Here is a 20,243-nt window from a genome sequence, read left to right as displayed (position 1 = left end):
CCTTCCCTCAGTCGGCCACGAATACCGGCTTGCGCTTTTCCATGAAGGCGCTCACCGCCTCCTGGTGTTCGCGGCTGCGGCGCAGGATGGGCTGCAGGTTGACTTCGGCTTCGATCGCATCGTCGAGCGTGCGGATGCCCGTCGCGAGCGCGGCCTTCAGGTGCGCGGTGGCCACCGACGGCAGTTCCGCGTACTGTTGCGCCACCTTCAATGCGGCGTTCAGCGCCTCGCCGGGCTCTACGACCTGATTCGCAAAACCGCTCTCGCCTGCTTCGACGCCATTGAACTCGCGCGCACTCAGCATCAGTTCGCGTGCAAGACCGCCGCCCACGCGCTGCGACAGCGACCAATAGAGCCCCGTATCGGGCAGCAGCCCCACCTTGACGAACGCGCTCGCATATCGCGCGGCCGAGGACGTGACGACGTAGTCGCAAGCGGCGGCGAGCGAGAGGCCGGCGCCGAACGCAAACCCCTCGACGGCGGCGACAACCGCTTTCGGTCCTTCGACCATCAGCCTGAAAATATCGAGTGGCAGTTCATTGCGCTGGCGGTATTCGAGTACCTTGCGCGCCTGCATCTCCGAGATGTCTCCGCCTGCGCAAAACGTATTGCCTGCGCCCGTCAATACGATCGCACGGCAGGTTTCCTCGTGATGCATCAGGCGATAAAGCTGTGCGTACAATGTCTCACGCATCTTCAGCGAAAACGCGTTGCGCCGTTGTGGATAGTTCAATGTGACGATCGCGATCGCACCGTCTTGCCGGACCTGTACGATCTCTGCTGCATCGTTGCTGGTCTCTTCGCTCATCTGTCCGTCTCCTGTCGATCAGAGTCGGCGCTTTAGCTGTCGATCGGAGTTGGCGCTTTAGCGCCTACTCCGATCCCATGCAAGCACTTACTCTGATCCCATGCAAAGCTGTTGACAGCGACCCTGGCGGGTGGCGTGTCTTACAGCGTTTCCTGTGTTCCGAGAATCACCGTGGCCTGGCTCGACAGCACGCCGCCGTTGCCGTGCGCGATCGCCAGCTTCGCGCCGGGGATCTGGCGCTCGCCGGCACGGCCCGTCAATTGCCGCATCGATTCTTCCATCAGAAAGAGCCCATACATGCCGGGGTGAACGCAGGACAGACCGCCGCCGTTGGTGTTCACCGCGAGCCGGCCGCCCGGCGCGATGCCGCCGTCCGCGACGAAGTGGCCGCCTTCGCCTTTAGCGCAAAAGCCGAGGTCTTCGAGAAACAGAATGGTGTTGATCGTGAAAGCGTCGTAGAGCATCGCGACGTCGATATCGCCTGCTTTCACGCCCGCCATCTCATACGCACGCCGGCCTGATTCCGCTGCGGCGGTCACCGTGAGGTCCGGCATGTTCGCGATTTCGCGGTGCGAGGTGGCCGAAGCCGCGCCGAGCAGATACACCGGTTTGTCCGTCAGATCGCGCGCCCGATCGGCGCGCACCATGACGACCGCCGCCGCGCCATCGGTCACGAGGCAGCAATCACGCACGGAAAGCGGGTCGGACACGAGGCGTGCGCCCATCACATCTTCGATCGACAACGGCGTACGCATGTACGCTTCGGAATTGAGCTGGGCCCACTTGCGCGCGGCTACGGCCACTTCGGCGAGATGCTCGCGCTTCGTGCCGTACTGGTGCATATGCCGCGCCGCCGCAAGTGCATACGACGAAACCGGATTCATCGGCTTGTACGGGCTCTCCCACGGCGAGGGGCGCGACGATTGCACCAGCTTGCCCGCCGCGCTGCGCTGATTGCTTCCATATGCGATCAACGCAACGTCGATCTGTCCCGTACACAACGCCATGGCCGCGGTGTGCGCGTAAATTTCGAACGCCGAGCCGCCGCTCCGATTGTTGTCGGTGAACCTCGGGTTAATACCGAGGTATTCGGCAAACGTGAGGCCCGAGAGCATGTCGTCCGGCGTACACACGAAAAGCCCGTCGACATCGCCAGGCGTCAGCCCTACCTGAGCCAGCGCGTCAACGGAGGCACGCGCAGCAAGATCCAGCGACGACAAGCCAGGTGCTTCCCCAATGCCATGGGTGGCGCCTGCCACCAGTGCGGTACGCCCGCGCAAGTTAAATTCCATCGATCTACCTTTCATCGGTGCGACCGGCTCTTGACGGCCGGTTGCGGTTAGCGGGCGTCAGGCTGGTTCGAACACAAGCAGTGCCGCATCTCCCCGGTACACGATCTTCGCCTGCACGGGCATACCAATGCGCACGGCCTCTGGCTCGATGCCCTCTACACAGCTGAGCATGCGCACACCTTCTTCCAGATCGATCACGGCGACGTTGTAGCTTGGCGTGGGCGATTTCTGGCGCACCACGGTGGTGGAATAAACCGTGCCCTTCCCGCAGGCTTCGACCCACTCGAGGTCGCGCATCCCGGTAACCGGCTCAGCTACGCGCGGGTAGAACACATAGCGACCGCTGCTGCGGCTACGCTGGATCATCAAGCGGCCCTCGGCCAGAAACTTCTGATAATCGACTTCAGGACAAAGAGAGTCCATTCCCCGCTCCTCCAAATCGTTTTGCCACGGGCTCGCGCCGAATCGAGCCACTCTGTCGGGTCAAAATGGAACACATAACCGAACACTGTTCCAAATCTTAAACGCATTGGAAGGATGCTGTCAACGCCGGGAAACCCCTGCCACGCCCCGCCGCGCAAGGCTGCCACTACATCCCGACCAAATTCCTGGCGCACCTCGGAGAAACCCGCGGCCGCAGGTTTCAGCGCTTGACGACCTACAAGCGATTCGTTTAATTTATCGAACATTGTTCAATTACGTGAAGAGACCGGGCGAGATTCGGAAGAGGTCGGCGGGGGCGACGTGTCTCCTGTCCGGTGACGAATCCGGGGCCGCCCCAGAAAAACCGCTAGCAAGAGAGCTCGAAGTGACATACGAACTAACAGACGACCAGGTTCAGATCCGCGACCTCATCCGCCGCGTCGCAAGGGAGCGCTTGGCGACACGCGCCGACGAGATCGACCGTACGGCCGAGTATCCGCACGACATGTACGCTCTGCTCAAGGAACTGGGCCTCTTCACGCTGCCGTTTCCCGAAGCGTATGGCGGCGCCGGCAGTTTGATGTCGGCCTGTGTCGCCGTCGAGGAATTCGGGCGGGTTTGCTACAACACGGGTTATCTGCTGGTCGTGCAATGGACCCCGTTCGGAGCCATTCTTGAAGGCGGCACCGAAGAGCAGAAGGCTCGCCTTCTGCCTGGACTCGCCTCCGGTGACTTGCGCGGTGCGCTGTCGATTACCGAAGCGCAAAGCGGCTCCGACGTCTCGGGCATTCGCACCACGGCACGCCGCAAGAACGGCGGATATGTGCTCAACGGCTCGAAGATCTGGTGCACCAATTCGCATATCGCCGACTTCATTCTGGTCGCCGCCAAGACGCTCGATGAAGAAGGACAGCCGCTCGGCATCAATCTATTTATCGTCGATCGCAACACGCCGGGTCTGACGATCGGCAACGAAGAAGACAAGATGGGCGCGCGCGGCGTCCCGTCATGCCCTCTTTATTTCGACGACGCTTTCATCCGCACGGAAGATCGTCTCGGGCCCGAAGGCGGCCAGGGGTTCAAAGTGGCAATGGAGACGCTCAACACCAGCCGCCCCATCGTGGCCGCGCGCGCGGTAGGCATCGCGCAGGGCGCGATCGATCACACCGTCAAATTCATTCAGGACCGCGTTGCATTCGGTCAGAGCATCAGCAACTTTCAGGGCGTGCGCTGGATGATCGCTGACATGGTCACCCAGACCGAGGCTGCGCGCCAGCTCGTCTATCGCACGGCGTCGCTCGTCGACGCGGGCGTCAGAGGCCGTGAACTCGCCCCCATGGCGGCGATGGCGAAGATGTTCGCATCGGATGTCGCGATGAAGGTCGCGACCGACGCCGTACAGCTTTTCGGCGCCGCGGGCATCTCCAATGAGTACCCGATCAATCGATATTTCCGCGACGCGAAGGTGGTGCAGATCATCGAGGGCACCAACCAGATTCAGCGCAACATCGTCGCGGACAACGTGCTGGGCCGCATCAAGAAGAACTGACGACGACAGCTGATCTAACAATCGAGCGACAACAACAGAGGACAGGCAATGGTAGAAATCGAAACGGTTGGTCTGGGGATTCACTGGGAGGATCTGCCCGTTGGACGCAAGTTCAAGACCGTAGGCCGGACGGTCACGGAAACGGATGTCGTGAATTTTGTTTCGGTGACCGGCATGCTGGAAGTCCTGTTCACCAACACCGAGTTCTTGCGCGAGCAATCCGCCATCAAGGGCCGTGTCGCACCGGGGGCGCTGGTGTTTACGCTCATGGAAGGGCTACTCACGCAGGCCACCATGCAGGGCGTCGGCTTTGCGTTCCTGAACATGGAGCTCGACATCAAAGGCCCGACCTACGTGGGCGACACGATCCATGTCGAATGCGAAGTGATCGAATGCCGGCCTAGCAAGGGGCGTCCCGGCCTCGGGCTCGTGCGCACCCGCAACCGCGTGGTCAAGCAGGACGGCACCGAAGTGATGGTGTACACGCCGCTCAGGCTCGTTAAGGGCAAGGAGTACAAGGCCTGAGCATGGAAAATCCACAACAACCTCTCGAACAGGCGACCGGCCCGCTAGCCGGTGTCCGCGTGATCGATCTGACCATCAACGTGCTCGGTCCGGTCGCCACGCAGTTGCTCGGCGACATGGGCGCGGACGTCATCAAGATCGAACCGCCCGAAGGCGACCAGAACCGCAAGAACGGTCCCGGCCGCAATCCCGACATGGCCGTGTTCTATACGATCATGAACCGCAACAAGCGGAGCGTGATCCTGAACCTCAAGCTGGCCGAATGCCGCGAAGCGCTGCTCAAGCTCGTCGAGACCGCCGACGTGATCGTGCACAGCATGCGCCCGAGCGCGGCCGAGCGCCTCGGCATCGACTATGAGACGGTGCGGGCGCGCAATCCGCGCATCGTCTATGCGTCGGGCGCGGGCTATCGAATCGACGGTCCCTACAAGGACCGCCCCGCTTTCGATGACGTGATCCAGGGCGAGAGCGGCATTGCCTCGATGAACCGCGACACGGATGGCTCGCCGCGCTACTTCCCCACCGTGATCGTCGACAAGTTCTGCGGCTACGTGCTGGCGTCGTCGATCGGCATGGCGCTCTATCACCGCGAGCGGACCGGTGTCGGCCAACTCGTGCATGTGCCGATGTTCGAAACGATGCTGCAATTCAATCTGTTCGAGCATCTTTGGGAAGGTGCGCTGGGCTCCAATGACGGAACCGGTCTCGGCTATCCGCGCATGTTCTCGCCGCACCGCCGACCCTACGCGACAAAAGACGGGCATATCTGCGTGCTCGCCGTGAACAACGAGCAATGGCGCCGCGTGCTGTGCGCAATCGATGCCGCGCATCTGCTCGACGACCCGCGCTTCTGTCACATGACCGAGCGCATGCGCAACATCAACGAGCTGTACCGCATCGTCGGCGACGCGATCCGCAACAAGACGACCGCGGAATGGAACGCGATCTTCGCCTCCGCCGACGTGCCGCACGGCCCGGTACGCGACCTGAAAGACCTGATGCACGATGCGTACATCAAGGAGACCGGCTTCTTCCAGCGCTTCGAGCACCCAACCGAAGGCGACATGGTAATGACCTCGATACCGGTGCACTTCTCCGAGTCGCCCGGCAACGTTCGCTATCTGCCGCCGAATCTCGGCGAGCACAGCATCCAGGTTCTGATCGAAGCGGGTTACAGCGAAGACGAGGCCAGCTCGCTGCTCGCCCGGGCCACGGGAAAAGCCGACGAAGTTTCCGAAGCGCTGAGCAAGGATTAACTGGCGCGAAAGCGCCTCGCATATTACGGAGGGAATCAATGAAGGGGCTCAAGGAGAAGGTCGTCATCGTAACCGGCGCCGCAGGCGGGATCGGAACAGCCATCAGCAAGCGATTCGGCGAGGAAGGCTCGACCGTTGCGCTGTTCGATCTGAACGAAGAGGGCGCGGCGCGTGTTGCGGCGGAGATCGAAGCAGCGGGCGGCAAGGCGCGCGCGTACCGCGTCGACATCACGGACCACGAAGGCGTGCATGCCGCGGTGGCGAGAGTCGAAGAAGAACTGGGACCGATCGAGGTTCTCGTGAACAACGCCGGCTGGGACATGGGCGCATTTTTCCTGCAAACGGAGAAGCCGTTCTGGGACAAGGTGGTTGCGATCAACCTGTACGGACCGCTGAACATGCACCATGCCGTGCTGCGACGGATGTCCGAGCGCGGCCGCGGCCGTGTCGTCAATATCTCGTCGGATGCGGGGCGCGTGGGCTCCTCGATGGAAGCGGTGTACTCGTTTTGCAAGGGCGGCCTGATCGCATTCACGAAGACGATGGCGCGCGAAATGGCTCGCCAGATGATTCCCGTCAACGTGGTTTGCCCGGGTCCCACCGCGACCCCTCTTCTCGACAACCTCGCGCAAGGCGAGAAAGGCGAGCGCATCAAGGCGGCCCTCGTGAAGGCCGTACCGTTCGGCCGCATGGGCGACCCGAGCGACATCCCGGGCGTGGTTGCCTTCCTCGCGAGTGACGACGCCGCCTTCATCAGCGGCCAGGTCATCAGCGTGTCTGGCGGTTTGACGATGGCCGGCTAAAAGGCACCGCTGCCGCAAACGACCAACAACATTGGACTACGACATGGAATTCAAGGACATCAGCTATCACGAGGCGGATGGGATCGCGACGATCACCATCAATCGCCCGAAGGTCTACAACGCATTCAGCGCCAACACCGTCGAAGAGCTCATCAAGGCTTTCGGCCTCGCGGGATGGAACAAGGATATCGGCGTCGTCGTGCTCACGGGTGCCGGCGACAAGGCATTCTGTACGGGCGGCGACCAGTCCGGCGACGGCTACAACGGGCGCGGCACCGTCGGTCTGCCGATCGAGGAACTGCAAAGCATCATCCGCGACATTCCGAAGCCCGTGATTGCCCGGGTGAACGGCTACGCAATCGGCGGCGGCAATGTGCTCGTGACCATATGCGATCTCGCCATCGCTTCCGAGAGCGCGGTGTTCGGCCAGGTCGGACCGAAGGTCGGGTCGGTCGATCCCGGTTTCGGTACCGCCTACCTCGCGCGCATCGTCGGCGAGAAGCGCGCGCGGGAAATCTGGTATCTGTGCCGCAAATACAGCGCGAAACAGGCGCTCGACTGGGGTCTAATCAATGCCGTCGTGCCGCCCGAACAGCTCGACGCCGAAACGAAGAAGATGTGTGACGAGATTCTGCAGATGAGTCCCACCGCTATTGCGCTGGCGAAGCGTTCGTTCAATATCGACACCGAGAATATCCGCGGTATCGGTGCGTTCGCAATGCAGGCGCTCGCGCTGTACTACGACACGGATGAATCGAAGGAAGGCGGCAATGCATTCCGCGAAAAGCGCAAGCCGGAGTTCCGCAAGTACGTGAAGTAAGAGAAAGAAGAAGCGTGGGCGACGGGCGTGCGAGCCGCCGCCCGTCCACCTGGCTCGAGTAGTGAGGGGCCACGCTGGCCGCTTCAACGATTGCCGATCTCGATCCATCGTCCGCTGCGGCCGGACTCGATCACCGCCTCCACTACCCGGTGCGCGTGGGCAGCCTCTTCGAAGCTCGGCGATGGTGTGCGCTCGTGCTTGATCGCTTCGAGCATGTCGTGAAACATCCAGCCCATCGACACCATGTACGACGGAGCATTCTGTTTCGAGAACCCCGTTCCCGGCACGGCGAAATAGTGCTCCGGGGTTTCGAGCCATTCGCCTGCGGCCGTGCCGAACTCGAACGGCTCCGGCTTGCCCGCATAGAGACGCGATGAAATGCCATCGCCGAACGTAGGATCGACGTAGAGCAGGCGTCCTTTCGTTCCCCACAATTCGGCACGAATGCCGGGGCCGTCGGCGACTGCCCAGCTTGTCTGGATCGTGCCCAACGCGCCGTTTTCCATGCGCAACACGCCGCAGCCGAGATCGGCGGTGTCTGGCGCGTACGTGCTACCGTCCGGCAAACGCCATTGCTTGATGCCCGTCGTGTCCGACCCGGTCGCCGCCTTCACCCGGCCGAGCAATGGCATCAGAAACAGGACCATGTGGCTGCCGAAATTGCGCCATGCGCTGCCGCCGCTTGTGGATTCGGCTAACCACTTGTACGGCGACACGCCACCACCAGGATAGGAAGCATGGGGATAAATGAAACCATCGTGGTTACGCAATGGCTGAAGAAGCTGAAAATTGAAACCGAGTGGCTCGCCAAGGAAGCCCTCTGAAACAAGCTTCAGCATGTGCATCGCCGCGGGCACCCAGCGGAACTGCGCATCGACCACACCGACCAGCCCTTTTTTCGCGGCCAGTTCGCTCTGCGCGAGCGCATGTTCAGTATCGACCGCGAACGGCAGCGCGTCATAGACGTGCTTGCCCGCGTTGAGCGCGGCCATCACCATGCCATAGCGATACGAAGGCCGGCTGCCGACATCGATGATGTCGAGAGTGGGATCGGCGACGAGATCCGCGACGTCCCAATAGGCGCGCGGCACGCCGAAGGCTTTCGCCGCTGCTTCGGCGGTCTCGCGGTGCGCGGTGCAGACTGCCGCCACCTCCACATCCGGCAATAGCCGCCAGGCGCTGCCATGCACTTTCAGGCTCCAGTTGGCGCCGATGATGCCGATTCTGCGTGTCACGATCGTTTCTCCATGTCTCGTTGCTCCCTGTCGTTGGTCAAAGTCCTGTCGGGTCCAGTCGCCGCTTTGCCTCGGCGCGATAGCCGCTGATGATCGATTCGAACTCTCCCCATACGCTTTGCGGCTGGTCGAAGTGCGTCGTGTCATCGATTTCGGCCAGATGTCGCTCGATGTCTTCCGGCGTAGGAGGACGGCCGTGCTGGCTCAACCACCCATCGGCCTCGCCGACGAAAACGCGTGCGAACCGCCCGCCCGTTGCCGTGTAGAGCGCGCGATTGGCCTTGCACCGTTCACTTGCCAGCCATATCGCCATCGGCACGACAAATTCGTTGCGGATGCCCGGCGCGACCAGTGCGAAATCTTCCGGCATACCGTCATGGAAATCGGCAGGCCATTCATCGCTGCCCTGACCGAGCCGGCTGGCGCCGCACGGGAGCAACGCGTTGACCTGAATGCCGTACTTCTCGCCTTCCGTGCCGATACTGTTCATCAGCCCCACCAAACCCGCTTTTGCGGCACCGTAGTTGGCTTGCCACACGGAACCAAACATCGCGGATGCGGAACTGGTCAGGACGATTCGCCCATATTTCGCGGCCTGCATCGCGCGCCACGCTGGCTGGCCCACATAAAATGCGGCCATCAGGTGAACATCCATGATCGAGCGAATCTGCTCGTCAGTGAGTTCCTCAAATGGCGCGTTGCGTAGAAATCCGGCGTTGTGAATGAGGACATCGACCCTGCCGAATGCGTTCAGCGCGGCGTCCACGATTGCAGTTCCACCGGCTCTCGTCGCGCAACTTTCATGGCAGGCGATCGCTTTGCCACCTGCGGTTCCGATTTCTTCGACGACACCCAGAGCCGCGCTCCGGGCACCGATGTCCGACAGCACATTGCCGCGCGGATCGGTTCCCAGATCGTTCACGACGACGGCGGCGCCACGCGCCGCCAACGCCTTCGCATAGTCGCGGCCCAATCCGCTTCCCGCGCCAGTCACGATCGCAACGCGGCCGTCGAAGCGAATTGTCGAATCCGCATCCAACACGTCCTGCGCGTTCATGCCGGCGCTGCGACATCGACGCGCAGTCGCTGCAGCTTCATGCTCTTGATATGCCACTGGCCGTCGATCTTCTCGTAGGTCTCGACATAGTGGCCGTAGCCGTGGAGCGAGCGATTCGGATATCCCGAGTCCGCTTCCCAGCGCAACATGTCTTCCATCGCCCAGGTGCCGCTCGCCATCGTGCCCGACGTAATCTCGATTTCCGGACAATGGCCGTGATGAACACTCACGCATTCCGCAAGAGGAACACTGACTGCCTGTTCGATTTTTTCCCTGCCGACGAGAATGCATCCGGGCACGTCATCGCTGATATCGAACCGGGCATCAGGCGCGAACACGGATTTGAATCCGTCCCAGTTCTTTGTGTCGATGCAACGGAAATAACGCGCTTTGAGTTGCTTGATCTCCTCGATTGCAAGAAGCTTTTCGATGTCGGTCACTCGGGTTCCTCCATTGATCGACGCGGTCGCATCGGAGTCTTTAGCGAAACCCGCTATCACGTGTTCCGCGGATTGCCTTGATCGTCTTGAACAACAATAGCACCGCCAGTACCATTATTCAATACATGAGATTGCGACACGCTTCGGTCGCGCACATCACCAAACGAAAGGACAAGGCGAATGGGTATTCTGGATCGCAGAGGCGCACTTGAAGGTCGCAGAGCGGTGTTGATTGGCGGCGCCGCAGGAATTGGAAAAGCGGTCGCCCTGGCACTAGGCGAGGCCGGCGTCGATATCGCTTTGTGCGACATCGATGACGAAGGCATTGCGGACACATCGGCGCAATTGCGAGCGCTCGGCCGCCGCGTGCTCGGCATGCACGCGGATGCCACACAGCCAGAGCAGCTCGCGCAGTTCTATGACGCGACTGCCGGCTTCTTCGATGCGATCGATCTACTCGTGAACGTGGTTGGCGGCACTGGTATGCAGCCGTTCATCGAACGCACGCAACGCGATTGCGCGGACGACATTCAGCGCAACTTCGGCTACGTGATTGAATCCATGCGCCACGCAGTACCGCTGCTACAGCGCAGCGGCCGTGGCGGCTCGATCGTGAACTTTACGACCATCGAAGCGCATCGCGGCGCCGGCGGCTTCGCAGTCTACGCTGGCGCGAAGGCCGCAACGACCCACTTCTCGAAGGCAATGGCCTGGGAGCTCGGTCCGCTCGGAATCCGCGTGAACCTGATTGCGCCCGACACGACGCCCAGCGCGGGCAACGCCGCCGCCATTCCCGAACCCTGGCGCTCGCTCAACGCCGATGCCCCGCCCGAGTGGTGGGCGAAGGCCTTCGAGATGTACATCCCGTTGCAAGCTCCTCCGAGTGCGGACGATCTGGCGAATGCCGTATTGTTCCTCGCGTCTGACCTTGCGAAATCGGTCACGGGTCAGGTGCTGCATGTGGATGGAGGCGCCGCGGCCGCCCTCGGCATGTTGCGCTGGCCATACGACGATGGCGCAACGCTCCCCGTTCCGATGGGCGGCACCTTGCGCAAACTGTTTGGCTAATGCCGTAACGGAAATCGCGACTACTTCCGATCCATTGCGCGCGGAAGTATGCCGTCGAGGAACAGCGTAAGTGCGAGCTCTAGCGCGGCATGCCGCTCTTTATCGCGAAGCGGCTCGCCAAGGAAGCTGGCGAGGCCGCCGCTCGTCAGCGCGCCAAAGCACGCGGCCGCCGCGCGCGGATCGGAGACCACGATCTTTCCGTTGAGTGCCAACGCAGTGAGATACTCGGCGATCGGAGCCAACGCCCTGTCTTGCTGATCGACGACGTCTTCGAGCATCTCGTCCAGTTCTTCTCGCGCCTCGCTTACCGCCCTCCACATCGCGCGTATGCTCGGGTCCGCATGGTAGGACTGGATGATTTCCCCATAGTCGCGCAGCACGGAGCGCGGCGAACGACGTGCGTCGGTGGACACGTTGGTGAGCGGATCGAGCAGCAGCGGAACGCCGCGCTCCATCGCCGCGCGCAGCAGGCCCGCCTTGCTTCCATAGCGCCGGTAGATCGTAGACTTGCTCGCGCCAAACGATGCCGCAATGCCGTCCATCGTCGCGGCTCGATAGCCGACGGCCATGAACTGTTCCAGCGTATGGTCGAGCAGTTCGTCCTGGCGCCTCTCTGCATCGGCCTTGAATGGGCGACCCCGTTTTGCGCGTGGTAAAGCCTCCCCCTTACGCGCGGCTCGCGACCTTTTCTCTGCGCTCATGACTTGTCGATAGATGATGCGTATGGTTCGCCGGTATTGGAACCACTTCGCGTCAGATTGTAGCCTGGGGGTCGCAACCGCCTTAGCCTCGTAACGCGCTGCTGCTCGCTCTATCGTCGCCGCGCTGGCCGTCTAGGTCATCAGTCTGTTCAACCGGCTCGACGCCGCCACCGCGTCGTCGATGATCTCATCGAAAATTGCCTCGACCTTCCGGACCGCGTCAGCAAAGACCGCGGCGTGCCCGTAGTCGATCATGCCTTTGCGTGTGTCGCCAGTCACATAAGCCTCGTGCGCGAGCGCGCCCATCACGTGCGGACGGAACCGCTCGAACTCGCTCACCTGCGCACGATCCAGTTCCATGACCGCCTCGGCGCTCTCGTTGCGCAGCACGCGGTGGTGATCGCGAATCGCAGACTTGACCACGACGCTTTCGCTGCCGTCGCCCGCCACGACCTTCGCTTTGACCTCGGGATGAATCCATAGCTCCTCGGCGACCATCATGCGAGTACCCATCAGGACCGCGTCGGCGCCCATCGCCAGCACCCCTGCAAGCTGCCGCCCGGTGCCGATGCCGCCGCCGATCACGACCGGCAAGCCGATTTCCCGCGGGGCCTGCGCGGCCTGCACGATGCTGCCGATCTGGTAGACGCCTGGATGGCCGCCGCATTCATTACCGACGACGATCACGCCGTCGACGCCCATCCGCGCCGCCGTATGTGCATAGCGCACGGCGGGCACCTTGTGCAAAACCTTGATGCCCGCCTCCTTGAGCAGCGGCACGACCGCTTCCGGGCTCGCACCGGCCGTCTCCACGCAGGCAACCTTCTCTTCGATCAGAATGCGGATCTGTTGCTTGACCCGCTCCACGCCACCCGCTTGCCGCGATATGTACAGATTGACGCCGAAGTTCCTGGCACCGGTGAGCTCACGGCAGGTGCGCAACTCATTGCGGAATTCGTCGGAATCGGGAAAGCCCGCGCCGACAATGAAGCCCATGCCGCCTGCGTTGACCACCGCCGCGACATACCGTGCGTCGGATACGCGCGGCCCGAGACCGCCGCAAAGAATCGGGTGGCGAATACCGAGCAGATCGGTGATTCGCGTGCTGAACGTGTGGGGGCGCACGATGCCATTTCCTCCCGCACGTCAGCGAAACGAAATCGTGTGGCCGCCATCCACCGCGATCGTCTGGCCGTTGATGTAACCGCCCGAAGGCGAAGCGAGCATCACGGCGAGCCCGGCGATCTCCTCGACCTCGCCGAAGCGCTGCGATGGATTGCGGCCACGGTACCATTCGACCATCGCCTCGTCCTCCCATTGCGATCGCGCCATCTCGGTCTTGAACGTTCCGGGCGCGATGCAATTGGCGGTGATGCCCTGTGCTGCGAATTCCATCGCGAGGTTCCTCACGAGCTGCATGTCGGCGGCTTTGGTGAGCCCGTAAGTTCCCGTCGCGGCATCACCGAACAATCCGACCACGGATGCCACCGAAATGAAGCGGCCATAGCCACGCGCGATCATGCCAGGCACGGTCAATTGCGCGAGCCAGATATTGCTCTGAACGTTGACCTGCATGAACTTGTTGAACGTTTCGTCTTGCAGATCCAGGGTGGATCCGATCCACGGATGAATCGCCGCATTGGCCATCACGATATCGACTCGGCCCCACTCGCCGTTCGCCGCGGCCACTAGTCCTTGCAGTTCGGCTTTACGGCCGATATTGCACGCGAACGGCATGGCCACGCGGCTGCCGATCTTATCGTTGATGGTTTCCGCCGCAGTTTCGCAGGCGTCGGCGTTCCGGCCGGAAATGACGACTTTCGCGCCGTGCTCCGCCATGCCCAGGGCGCTGGCGTAACCGATGCCGCGACTCGATCCGGTGACGATCGCGACCTTGTCGGTGAGGTCGAATAGTGATGAGCGCATTGGTACTCCACGAAATGAGCGGACGGATGAACACGAGACTCGGCGAGCGGAATTAGCCTTGCTTGCGTTTCTGCCGAGCGATGAAAGACGACGCGATCTGATGATGCTCGTTGCTGAGCGTCGCCGCCAACTGCCGCGCAAGCGTCGTGTCGAGCATCTGCGCCGCGCTGCGATGAAGATGCAGGTTCATCAGCTTCTTGGTTTCGCGCAGCGCATTGCGCGGTTGCTTGAGCAGTTTTTCAGCAAGCGTCAAGGCCTCGTCCATCAGCTTTTCAGGTTCGACGACGCGATTGGCAAGACCGAATTCGACTGCCTGCTGCGGTGTGATGCGGTCGCCGGTGAAGATCAGTTCTTTCGCTCGCAGCAGACTGGTGTAGAGCGGCCACGCCACGGAGATCCCATCACCGACGACCAGACCGATGTTGATATGCGGCTCGGCGAGAAACGACTTCTCCGACATCAGAACGATGTCGCACAAGGTCGCCATTGTCGCGCCCCAGCCGACCGCCGGCCCGTTGACCGCAGCGATCAGCGGAATCGGCACGTCGATGAAGCCGTGTATCGTTCGACGCGCGTTCTCCTGGACGTGCGCGGCGAACTCGGGGTCGTCGAGCGTCTTGACAAAGTGATTCATGTTTCCGCCAGCGCTGAACGCTCGTCCCGCACCGGTGAGAATGCCGACACGCGCGTCGGGGTCCGAGGCTAGCGCAGCAAAAAGCTTGGGATAGCTGAACAGCATCTCCGTGGTCGACGCGTTCAGATCGTCTGGCCGATTGAGCGTGATGATGCGCAGGCCGCCGGCGGCTGTCACCTGAATATCGTCTGGAAGATCGTAGAGATTTGCCATGCGGGTACATTACGTCCCTTGAGTTAAGCGCTTTGGTTGGGCAGCCGGTTATGTCCCCACCTGCCACGCCATGCCGCCATTCTTCTTTCTTTGCGCCAATGCAGCCTTCTCGATTCGCAAGGCCTCTTCCAGTGAAGTCAGCGCACCCTGATCGATCACGCGCTTGACCGTCGCGACGAGATCGGGCCGGCGGCTCGCGATCGTCTTCGCGAGTGAGCTTGCCCGCTCCATCAGTTGATCGTGGCCGACCACCTCGTTGACGAGGCCAATGCGCCACGCCGTGGCCGCGTCGATCGGGTCACTGGTAAAGCTGATCTGCTTGGCCCACCTCGCACCCACGATATATGGCAATCTCGCAGTCATACCGCCACCGGCGAGCGCGCCGATTTTCGTATGCGTATCGGCAAAGCGCGCGCGCTCGGACGCGATGATGAAATCGCATCCCATCGCAAGTTCCAGACCGCCGGTAACGGCAGCGCCGTTGACCGCCGCGATCACCGGCTTGGTGATGCGCGGCCACATATCGATCATTTCCGCGACCCACGAGCGCGGCGCATCGGGCGCCGAGAAGTCGTTCAGATCGAGCCCCGCGCAAAAGGCCGGATCGGCGCCGGTCACGATCAGCACACGCAGGCTTTCGTCCGCTTCGAAGCGGTTCAACGCGCCGACGAGTGCTTCGGTCAATGCAAGGTTCAGCGCGTTGCGAGCCTCGGGCCGATTCAGTGTCAGCGTAAGAACGGCGTCTTCTCGAGTCACGCCGAGCAACTCGGTTACTTTCGCGTCCATCGCAATTCCTCGATAGGGTTCACGCCAGCGCAGCCAATACCTCGCACTGAATCTGCCGTGCGTAACGATTCAGGTGATAGTCCATGTTGCCGAACAACGCGTCGAGTACCAGATGGCGGCGATAGTGATGGCCCACCTTGTATTCGTTCGTAATGCCGTAACCGCCGTGCAACTGGATGCCTTGCTGCGTCACGAACTTCGCGCTGCGAGTGGTCTGCGCCTTGCAGCCTGAAACCTCGACGCTTCTATTTGGCCCGTTCTCGCTGAGCGCGAGCAATGCGCGATCCAGTGTTGCTCGCGCCTGCATCGCATCGATCGCCATGTCGGCCATCCGGTGTTGCAGCGCCTGGAAGCTGCCGATCGCGACGCCGAACTGCTTGCGGGTCTTCAAATATTCCGAAGCGAGTTCGATGGCATCCTCCATATCGCCTACGAGTTCCGCACAGATCGCGACGATCGTTTCGTCGGCGGCGGCCTGCAGCCCTTCGAAGGCATTGCCCGCTTCGCCTAAGACATCGGATTGCGCCACCACGACGCCTTCGAGTAGCAAGTCGGCCGATGGCGTGCCGTCGAGCAACGCGCAGGTCTTGAGCGTCACGCCTGCCTGCTTCGGATCGATGACGAAAATACCGATGCCATCCTTGTCGCCGGCCGCACCGGCCGTGCGTGCGACGACGAGGAGGCGATCGGCAACAGGTGCGCCCACCACGAGCGTCTTGTAGCCATCCAGCCTCCACGCCCCGTCAGTGGTTTTCGTGGCGGTGGCCGTCACATAGTGCACCTGGCCTCGCGCCTCGCGTTCGCTGTGCGCGACCGCATAAACAGCCTGCCCCGAGACGATCTCGGCAAGCAGCGTCTCGCGCTGCCCTTCGCGCCCACAGCGCGTAACCAACGACGCGGGAAACACACCGCACATCGCATACGGTTCCAACACCAGCGCGCGGCCGATCTGCTCGGCCACAATGGCGCTTTCGACGGGCGAGAAACCGAGCCCTCCCATTTCCTCCGGAACGGCGATACCGAGCCAGCCCATTTCGCCGAGCGTGCGCCACGTGTCGCGCGAAAAGCCTCCTTCTTTCGAGGCCAGATTGCGGCGATGTTCGAACGTATAGCTCTTTTGCACAAAGCGCTGCGCGCTTTCCTGTAGCATCCGCTGTTCGTCGCTCAACTCAAAATCCATGCTGCACCCTTTTTCTGCCGGCAATTGATGCGATTCCCCCCAACGGGAATCGACAGATGTTCGTGGATCGACTCGAGCTCACAGGTCGAACATCGCCTTGGCGATGATGTTTCGCTGAATTTCGGCCGTCCCGCCATAGATCGTGCAAGCACGTCGATAGAAAACCTCTGCCGCGAGGCCCGGCGCGTACTCGGGCCCGATAAACGACGAGTCGCGCAGCGCTCGCTCTTCGTTCGGATCAGGATAGAACACGGCACCGTAGTCGCCGATTACCTCGAGCAGCATCTCGGTCAGCTTCTGATGGAGCTCCGAACCTCGCACCTTTAGCATGGAGCCGATTGCCATTCCGCCGCTGCGCTCGTCGATCCCTTGATGCAGGATCTTCTGCACCGCCATGTCGATGGCGCGAACCTCCAGCTCATACTGCGCAAGACGCGCCGCAAACGTCGGGTCCTGAATCAACGGCTTGCCGGCCGCGTGCTCGCGCGACGCGTAGTGCCGGATCTTGCGCAGATAGCGCTTGAGCGCCGGGGCCTCGGCGCCGAGGAACGCGCGCTCGTTGAAGAGCAGAAATTTCGTATACCCCCAGCCCTTGTTCACTTGGCCGATCAGGTTTTCGGCGGGCACGCGCACGTTGTCGTAGAACACCTCGGCAAGGTGGTTGCAGCCGTCGAGCGAGCCGATCGGTCGCACGGTAACACCCGGCGACCTCATGTCGAGCAGCAAAAAGGAAATGCCTTTTTGCGGCTTCGCTTCGGTATCCGTGCGCACCAGCACGAAATTCCATTGGCCAGAGGTGCCAAAGCTGGTCCAGATCTTCTGCCCGTTGACGATGTAATGGTCTCCGTCGCGAACCGCCGTCGTACGCAGCGACGCGAGATCGGAGCCCGAGCCCGGCTCCGAAAAGCCTTGTACCCAGAACACTTCCCCGCGTTGAATCGGCGGCAGAAAGCGGCGCTTCTGCTCTTCATTGCCGAACTCGCAAATCACGGGGCCAACCAGCGACACACCCGCCTGGTTCTGCGCCGGCGCACCCGCCAGATAGCACTCTTCTTCGAATATGTAGCGCTGCATCGCGCTCCAGCCTGTGCCGCCGTCCGCAACCGGCCAATGCGGCACTGACCATCCGCGCGTCTCATGCAGAATGCGGGTCCAGCGCTGCGAATCGTCATCGCCTGCGAGAAACCCCTGCTGCCCGCGAAAGGCCATATCCGCCGGCAGATGCTGCTTGAGAAACGCCCGAACTTCTTCACGGAACGCCATGTCCGCAGGGTCTACGCGAAAATCCATTGTTTAGCTTCCAGCGTTTTCAGTACGTTGAACTCGATCTGCATCCGCTGCCGCGGCAGCGCTACCGACCAGAGTGCGCGGCGTGGGCGGCACGCAATAGAGCTCGTCCACGACGCCACGACGCCGTTCGAGAACATTGCGTTGGCTGATTGCGCTCTTCGCGCTCAATTCGCCGTTATCGAGCGTCGGCTGCTCGCTTTCGAGCACGATGCGGACAATGCGGGCAGAGCTACCGCCAGCACGCGCGGCGAGCTTGTCGAGCCCCGCCTGGAAGAAGGCGCGCACCCCGCGGCTGTTGATGATCTGGTCGACGTCCGGCATCGGATCGTGAAGGTCGTCGCAAAGCGCACGGCACGCTTCGATGTCGGGGAAGACGAGCGCGCTCAGGTATTCGCGGTCGTGCCCGGCGATCACGATGTCGCGCGCATACGGGCCAAACACGTTCAGCGCGTACAGTCGCAACTCCGCGACGTTGACCCATGTACCCGTGGATAGCTTGAAGTTCTCCGCGATGCGTCCGTCGAAACGCAGTCCAAGTTCCAGACGCTGCGGGTCGATGAAGGTTGCGGCGTCACCCGAGCGGAAATAGCCCTCGTCGTCGAACGAGGTGGCGGTGCGCTCGGGATCTTTCCAGTAGCCGGGCGTAACACAGTCGCCGAAAAAGCGGATTTCCAGCTTCTCGTCCACCGGAGCCACTTTCACTTTGACGCCGGGCACGGGCAAGCCCGCAATCGCCTCGCGTCGCGGATCCCAGGCTGCCGACATTGGCGTGGGACCCGCTTCCGTCCCGCCGATGCCCGACATGATAAGAACACGCTGGCCGATGGTTCGCACCGCGAGCTCGTCGAGTTGCGCCCAGATGTGCTTCGGCAGGCTAGCGCCGCCGTAGTAGATGAGCGCAAGCTTGCTGAAGAATTTTTTGCGCAGCGCGTCGTCCGCCTTCAGATGCGGAATCAGCGAGGCCAGCCCTTGAGGCGTATTGAGGTAGACGACCGGTGCGATTTCGCGCAACGCCTGCACCGTCGGACCAATTTCCTCCGGCGTCGGCTTGCCTGGGTCCAGGTAGTACGTACCCCCGCCATACAGCACCATGCCGAAGTTGTGCGTGCCGCCAAAGGTGTGATGCCACGGCAGCCAGTCGACGAGATCCGGTGGCCCATCCTGAAGAAACGCGAACACCTGGGCGACTTGCTGTCGATTGCTGCACAACATGCGTTGCGGGTAGATGACGCCTTTCGGTGCGCCCGTCGTTCCCGAAGTAAACATGATCTTGCCCACCGTATCGGGGCCGACCGCGTTGAACGCCTTTTCGACGTCGGCCGTAACCGGCGTCTTCAGCCAGTCGGCGACCCGCGAACCGGCACACCCCTCCGGCAACGGACCGACGACGACACATTCCACGTCGCCGAACACTTCGCGCAATGCACGGCCATATTGCGCGCCGTCATCAGCGAAGACGAGGCCGGGCGTGCATACGGCAGCGAGTTGCCTGAGCTTCGAAAAGTCCTGCGACAACAGCGAATATGCGGGCGTCACCGGAATATAGGGAACCCCGACGTGCAATGCGGCGAGCGCGAACAGCGCGTGTTCGAAGCTCCGATCCGAAAGAATCATCAACGGACGGGACGGCGACAAGCCTCGGTCGAGCAACGCCTGCCCCAGCGCACGCGCACCGTCGAACGCCTGGCGATAGGTCAGGGACTCCCATGACTTGCCGTCCGGCGTCCGCCGCGCGAGCAGCGCACTCTCGGGTGTGACACTCGCCCAGTGTTCGAGCCGCTCCGTCAAGCGGACGGGATACGGTTCGAGCGGTTCCTTCAGTTCATACACCACGCTTCCATCGGGCCTTCGCTCGACGATCGCGTCCATGCTGCCGAGGCGGATCGGGCGAAACGGCACATCCATCAGGGCATCGTGCGAAGCCGTACCTGCATCCATCTGAATCGTCCTGTTGTTATCTGGCAAGTCATGTCTCGCGCGCGCTCGCATCGCCATCCGATACACGCAAATCTCGCGGATCAAGACAAACCAATAATTGAACGTCGATCATCATGTTGAACCAGCATAGCGCGAAATCGAACCCGCGTCTATCCGTTGTCACCCACAAGGAAGCCGGATATCCAACCCGCGATCCGGCGCGAATGAAGCACGAAATGCTCGGCACCATCTCATCCTTGCGCACTGCACAATTGCGTGGACATGAAAGCGAAAATGCGCTACTTTTCGAACATCATTCA

General features: G+C 61.8%; 20 protein-coding genes. 6 read left to right on the top strand and 14 right to left on the bottom strand.

All coding sequences use genetic code 11. The features are described from left to right. Positions 1-7: 7 nt before the first annotated feature. From AB3X96_RS22475 to AB3X96_RS22465, 3 genes are all read right to left on the bottom strand, one after another. Positions 8-808 (bottom strand): enoyl-CoA hydratase/isomerase family protein, encoded by an 801-nt coding sequence (locus AB3X96_RS22475; RefSeq protein ID WP_368591446.1) that lies wholly within the window; start codon positions 806-808, stop codon positions 8-10. Positions 809-948: 140 nt separating this feature from the next. Continuing rightward, entirely contained in the window at positions 949-2,100 is a 1,152-nt protein-coding gene (locus tag AB3X96_RS22470; protein ID WP_368591445.1) for a thiolase, read from the bottom strand. A 57-nt stretch (positions 2,101-2,157) separates the two neighbouring features. After that, positions 2,158-2,523, bottom strand: coding sequence for a Zn-ribbon domain-containing OB-fold protein (locus AB3X96_RS22465; RefSeq protein WP_008917696.1), 366 nt, complete (start codon positions 2,521-2,523; stop codon positions 2,158-2,160). Positions 2,524-2,908: 385 nt separating this feature from the next. Between AB3X96_RS22465 and AB3X96_RS22460 the strand changes: the two genes are divergently transcribed. The 5 genes from AB3X96_RS22460 to AB3X96_RS22440 are packed head-to-tail and all read left to right on the top strand — an operon-like array spanning position 2,909 to position 7,476. Beyond that, positions 2,909-4,072 (top strand): acyl-CoA dehydrogenase family protein, encoded by a 1,164-nt coding sequence (locus AB3X96_RS22460; protein WP_368591444.1) that lies wholly within the window; start codon positions 2,909-2,911, stop codon positions 4,070-4,072. A gap of 48 nt (positions 4,073-4,120) precedes the next feature. Then, entirely contained in the window at positions 4,121-4,597 is a 477-nt protein-coding gene (locus AB3X96_RS22455; RefSeq protein ID WP_176111382.1) for a MaoC/PaaZ C-terminal domain-containing protein, read from the top strand. 2 nt (positions 4,598-4,599) lie between these two features. Next, positions 4,600-5,853, top strand: coding sequence for a CaiB/BaiF CoA transferase family protein (locus AB3X96_RS22450; RefSeq protein ID WP_368591443.1), 1,254 nt, complete (start codon positions 4,600-4,602; stop codon positions 5,851-5,853). A 38-nt stretch (positions 5,854-5,891) separates the two neighbouring features. Beyond that, positions 5,892-6,656, top strand: coding sequence for a glucose 1-dehydrogenase (locus tag AB3X96_RS22445; RefSeq protein WP_176111384.1), 765 nt, complete (start codon positions 5,892-5,894; stop codon positions 6,654-6,656). A gap of 43 nt (positions 6,657-6,699) precedes the next feature. Then, positions 6,700-7,476: an enoyl-CoA hydratase-related protein gene (locus AB3X96_RS22440; protein WP_368591442.1), complete on the top strand. Its 777-nt coding sequence runs from the start codon at positions 6,700-6,702 to the stop codon at positions 7,474-7,476. An 83-nt stretch (positions 7,477-7,559) separates the two neighbouring features. On the opposite strand, the gene AB3X96_RS22435 is transcribed toward AB3X96_RS22440, so the two are convergent. From AB3X96_RS22435 to AB3X96_RS22425, 3 genes are read right to left on the bottom strand one after another with little or no spacing between them, the layout of a single operon-like run. Next, on the bottom strand, positions 7,560-8,711 hold the full coding sequence (locus tag AB3X96_RS22435) for a Gfo/Idh/MocA family protein (protein WP_368591441.1): 1,152 nt from the start codon (positions 8,709-8,711) through the stop codon (positions 7,560-7,562). A gap of 37 nt (positions 8,712-8,748) precedes the next feature. Then, complete coding sequence (locus AB3X96_RS22430; RefSeq protein WP_368591440.1) at positions 8,749-9,768, bottom strand: SDR family NAD(P)-dependent oxidoreductase; 1,020 nt, start codon at positions 9,766-9,768, stop codon at positions 8,749-8,751. Next, entirely contained in the window at positions 9,765-10,208 is a 444-nt protein-coding gene (locus tag AB3X96_RS22425; RefSeq protein ID WP_368591439.1) for a nuclear transport factor 2 family protein, read from the bottom strand. The genes AB3X96_RS22430 and AB3X96_RS22425 overlap by 4 nt, the downstream gene beginning before the upstream one ends. 180 nt (positions 10,209-10,388) lie before the next feature. Here AB3X96_RS22425 and AB3X96_RS22420 point away from each other — a divergent pair, with 180 nt between their 5' ends. Further along, a complete protein-coding gene (locus AB3X96_RS22420) occupies positions 10,389-11,276 on the top strand; it encodes an SDR family NAD(P)-dependent oxidoreductase (protein WP_368591438.1) in 888 nt (295 codons plus the stop codon). A 20-nt stretch (positions 11,277-11,296) separates the two neighbouring features. Here AB3X96_RS22420 and AB3X96_RS22415 read toward each other — a convergent pair whose 3' ends face one another. The 8 genes from AB3X96_RS22415 to AB3X96_RS22380 all read right to left on the bottom strand — a co-directional run bounded on the left by AB3X96_RS22415 (position 11,297) and on the right by AB3X96_RS22380 (position 19,944). Then, a complete protein-coding gene (locus AB3X96_RS22415) occupies positions 11,297-11,977 on the bottom strand; it encodes a TetR/AcrR family transcriptional regulator (RefSeq protein ID WP_368591437.1) in 681 nt (226 codons plus the stop codon). 132 nt (positions 11,978-12,109) lie between these two features. Continuing rightward, positions 12,110-13,102, bottom strand: coding sequence for an NAD(P)H-dependent flavin oxidoreductase (locus AB3X96_RS22410; RefSeq protein WP_368591436.1), 993 nt, complete (start codon positions 13,100-13,102; stop codon positions 12,110-12,112). A 21-nt stretch (positions 13,103-13,123) separates the two neighbouring features. Next, complete coding sequence (locus tag AB3X96_RS22405; protein WP_368591435.1) at positions 13,124-13,903, bottom strand: SDR family NAD(P)-dependent oxidoreductase; 780 nt, start codon at positions 13,901-13,903, stop codon at positions 13,124-13,126. 52 nt (positions 13,904-13,955) lie between these two features. Next, a complete protein-coding gene (locus AB3X96_RS22400) occupies positions 13,956-14,750 on the bottom strand; it encodes an enoyl-CoA hydratase/isomerase family protein (protein ID WP_368591434.1) in 795 nt (264 codons plus the stop codon). Positions 14,751-14,798: 48 nt separating this feature from the next. Then, positions 14,799-15,536 carry an enoyl-CoA hydratase gene (locus AB3X96_RS22395; RefSeq protein ID WP_368591433.1) on the bottom strand — a complete coding sequence of 246 codons (738 nt, stop codon included), beginning with the start codon at positions 15,534-15,536 and terminating at the stop codon, positions 14,799-14,801. 19 nt (positions 15,537-15,555) lie between these two features. After that, positions 15,556-16,704 carry an acyl-CoA dehydrogenase family protein gene (locus tag AB3X96_RS22390; protein WP_368591432.1) on the bottom strand — a complete coding sequence of 383 codons (1,149 nt, stop codon included), beginning with the start codon at positions 16,702-16,704 and terminating at the stop codon, positions 15,556-15,558. Positions 16,705-16,794: 90 nt separating this feature from the next. Then, the gene (locus AB3X96_RS22385) at positions 16,795-18,006 is read right to left on the bottom strand and encodes an acyl-CoA dehydrogenase family protein (RefSeq protein ID WP_368591431.1); all 1,212 of its coding nucleotides are present in this window, start codon (positions 18,004-18,006) and stop codon (positions 16,795-16,797) included. A gap of 3 nt (positions 18,007-18,009) precedes the next feature. Continuing rightward, positions 18,010-19,944, bottom strand: a complete 1,935-nt coding sequence (locus tag AB3X96_RS22380; protein ID WP_368591430.1) for an AMP-binding protein — start codon at positions 19,942-19,944, stop codon at positions 18,010-18,012. Positions 19,945-20,243 lie beyond the last annotated feature (299 nt).

Source organism: Paraburkholderia sp. BR13439, from assembly GCF_040948805.1.
GTDB lineage: Bacteria > Pseudomonadota > Gammaproteobacteria > Burkholderiales > Burkholderiaceae > Paraburkholderia > Paraburkholderia youngii.
This window is presented reverse-complemented; position numbering and strand designations above follow the sequence as displayed.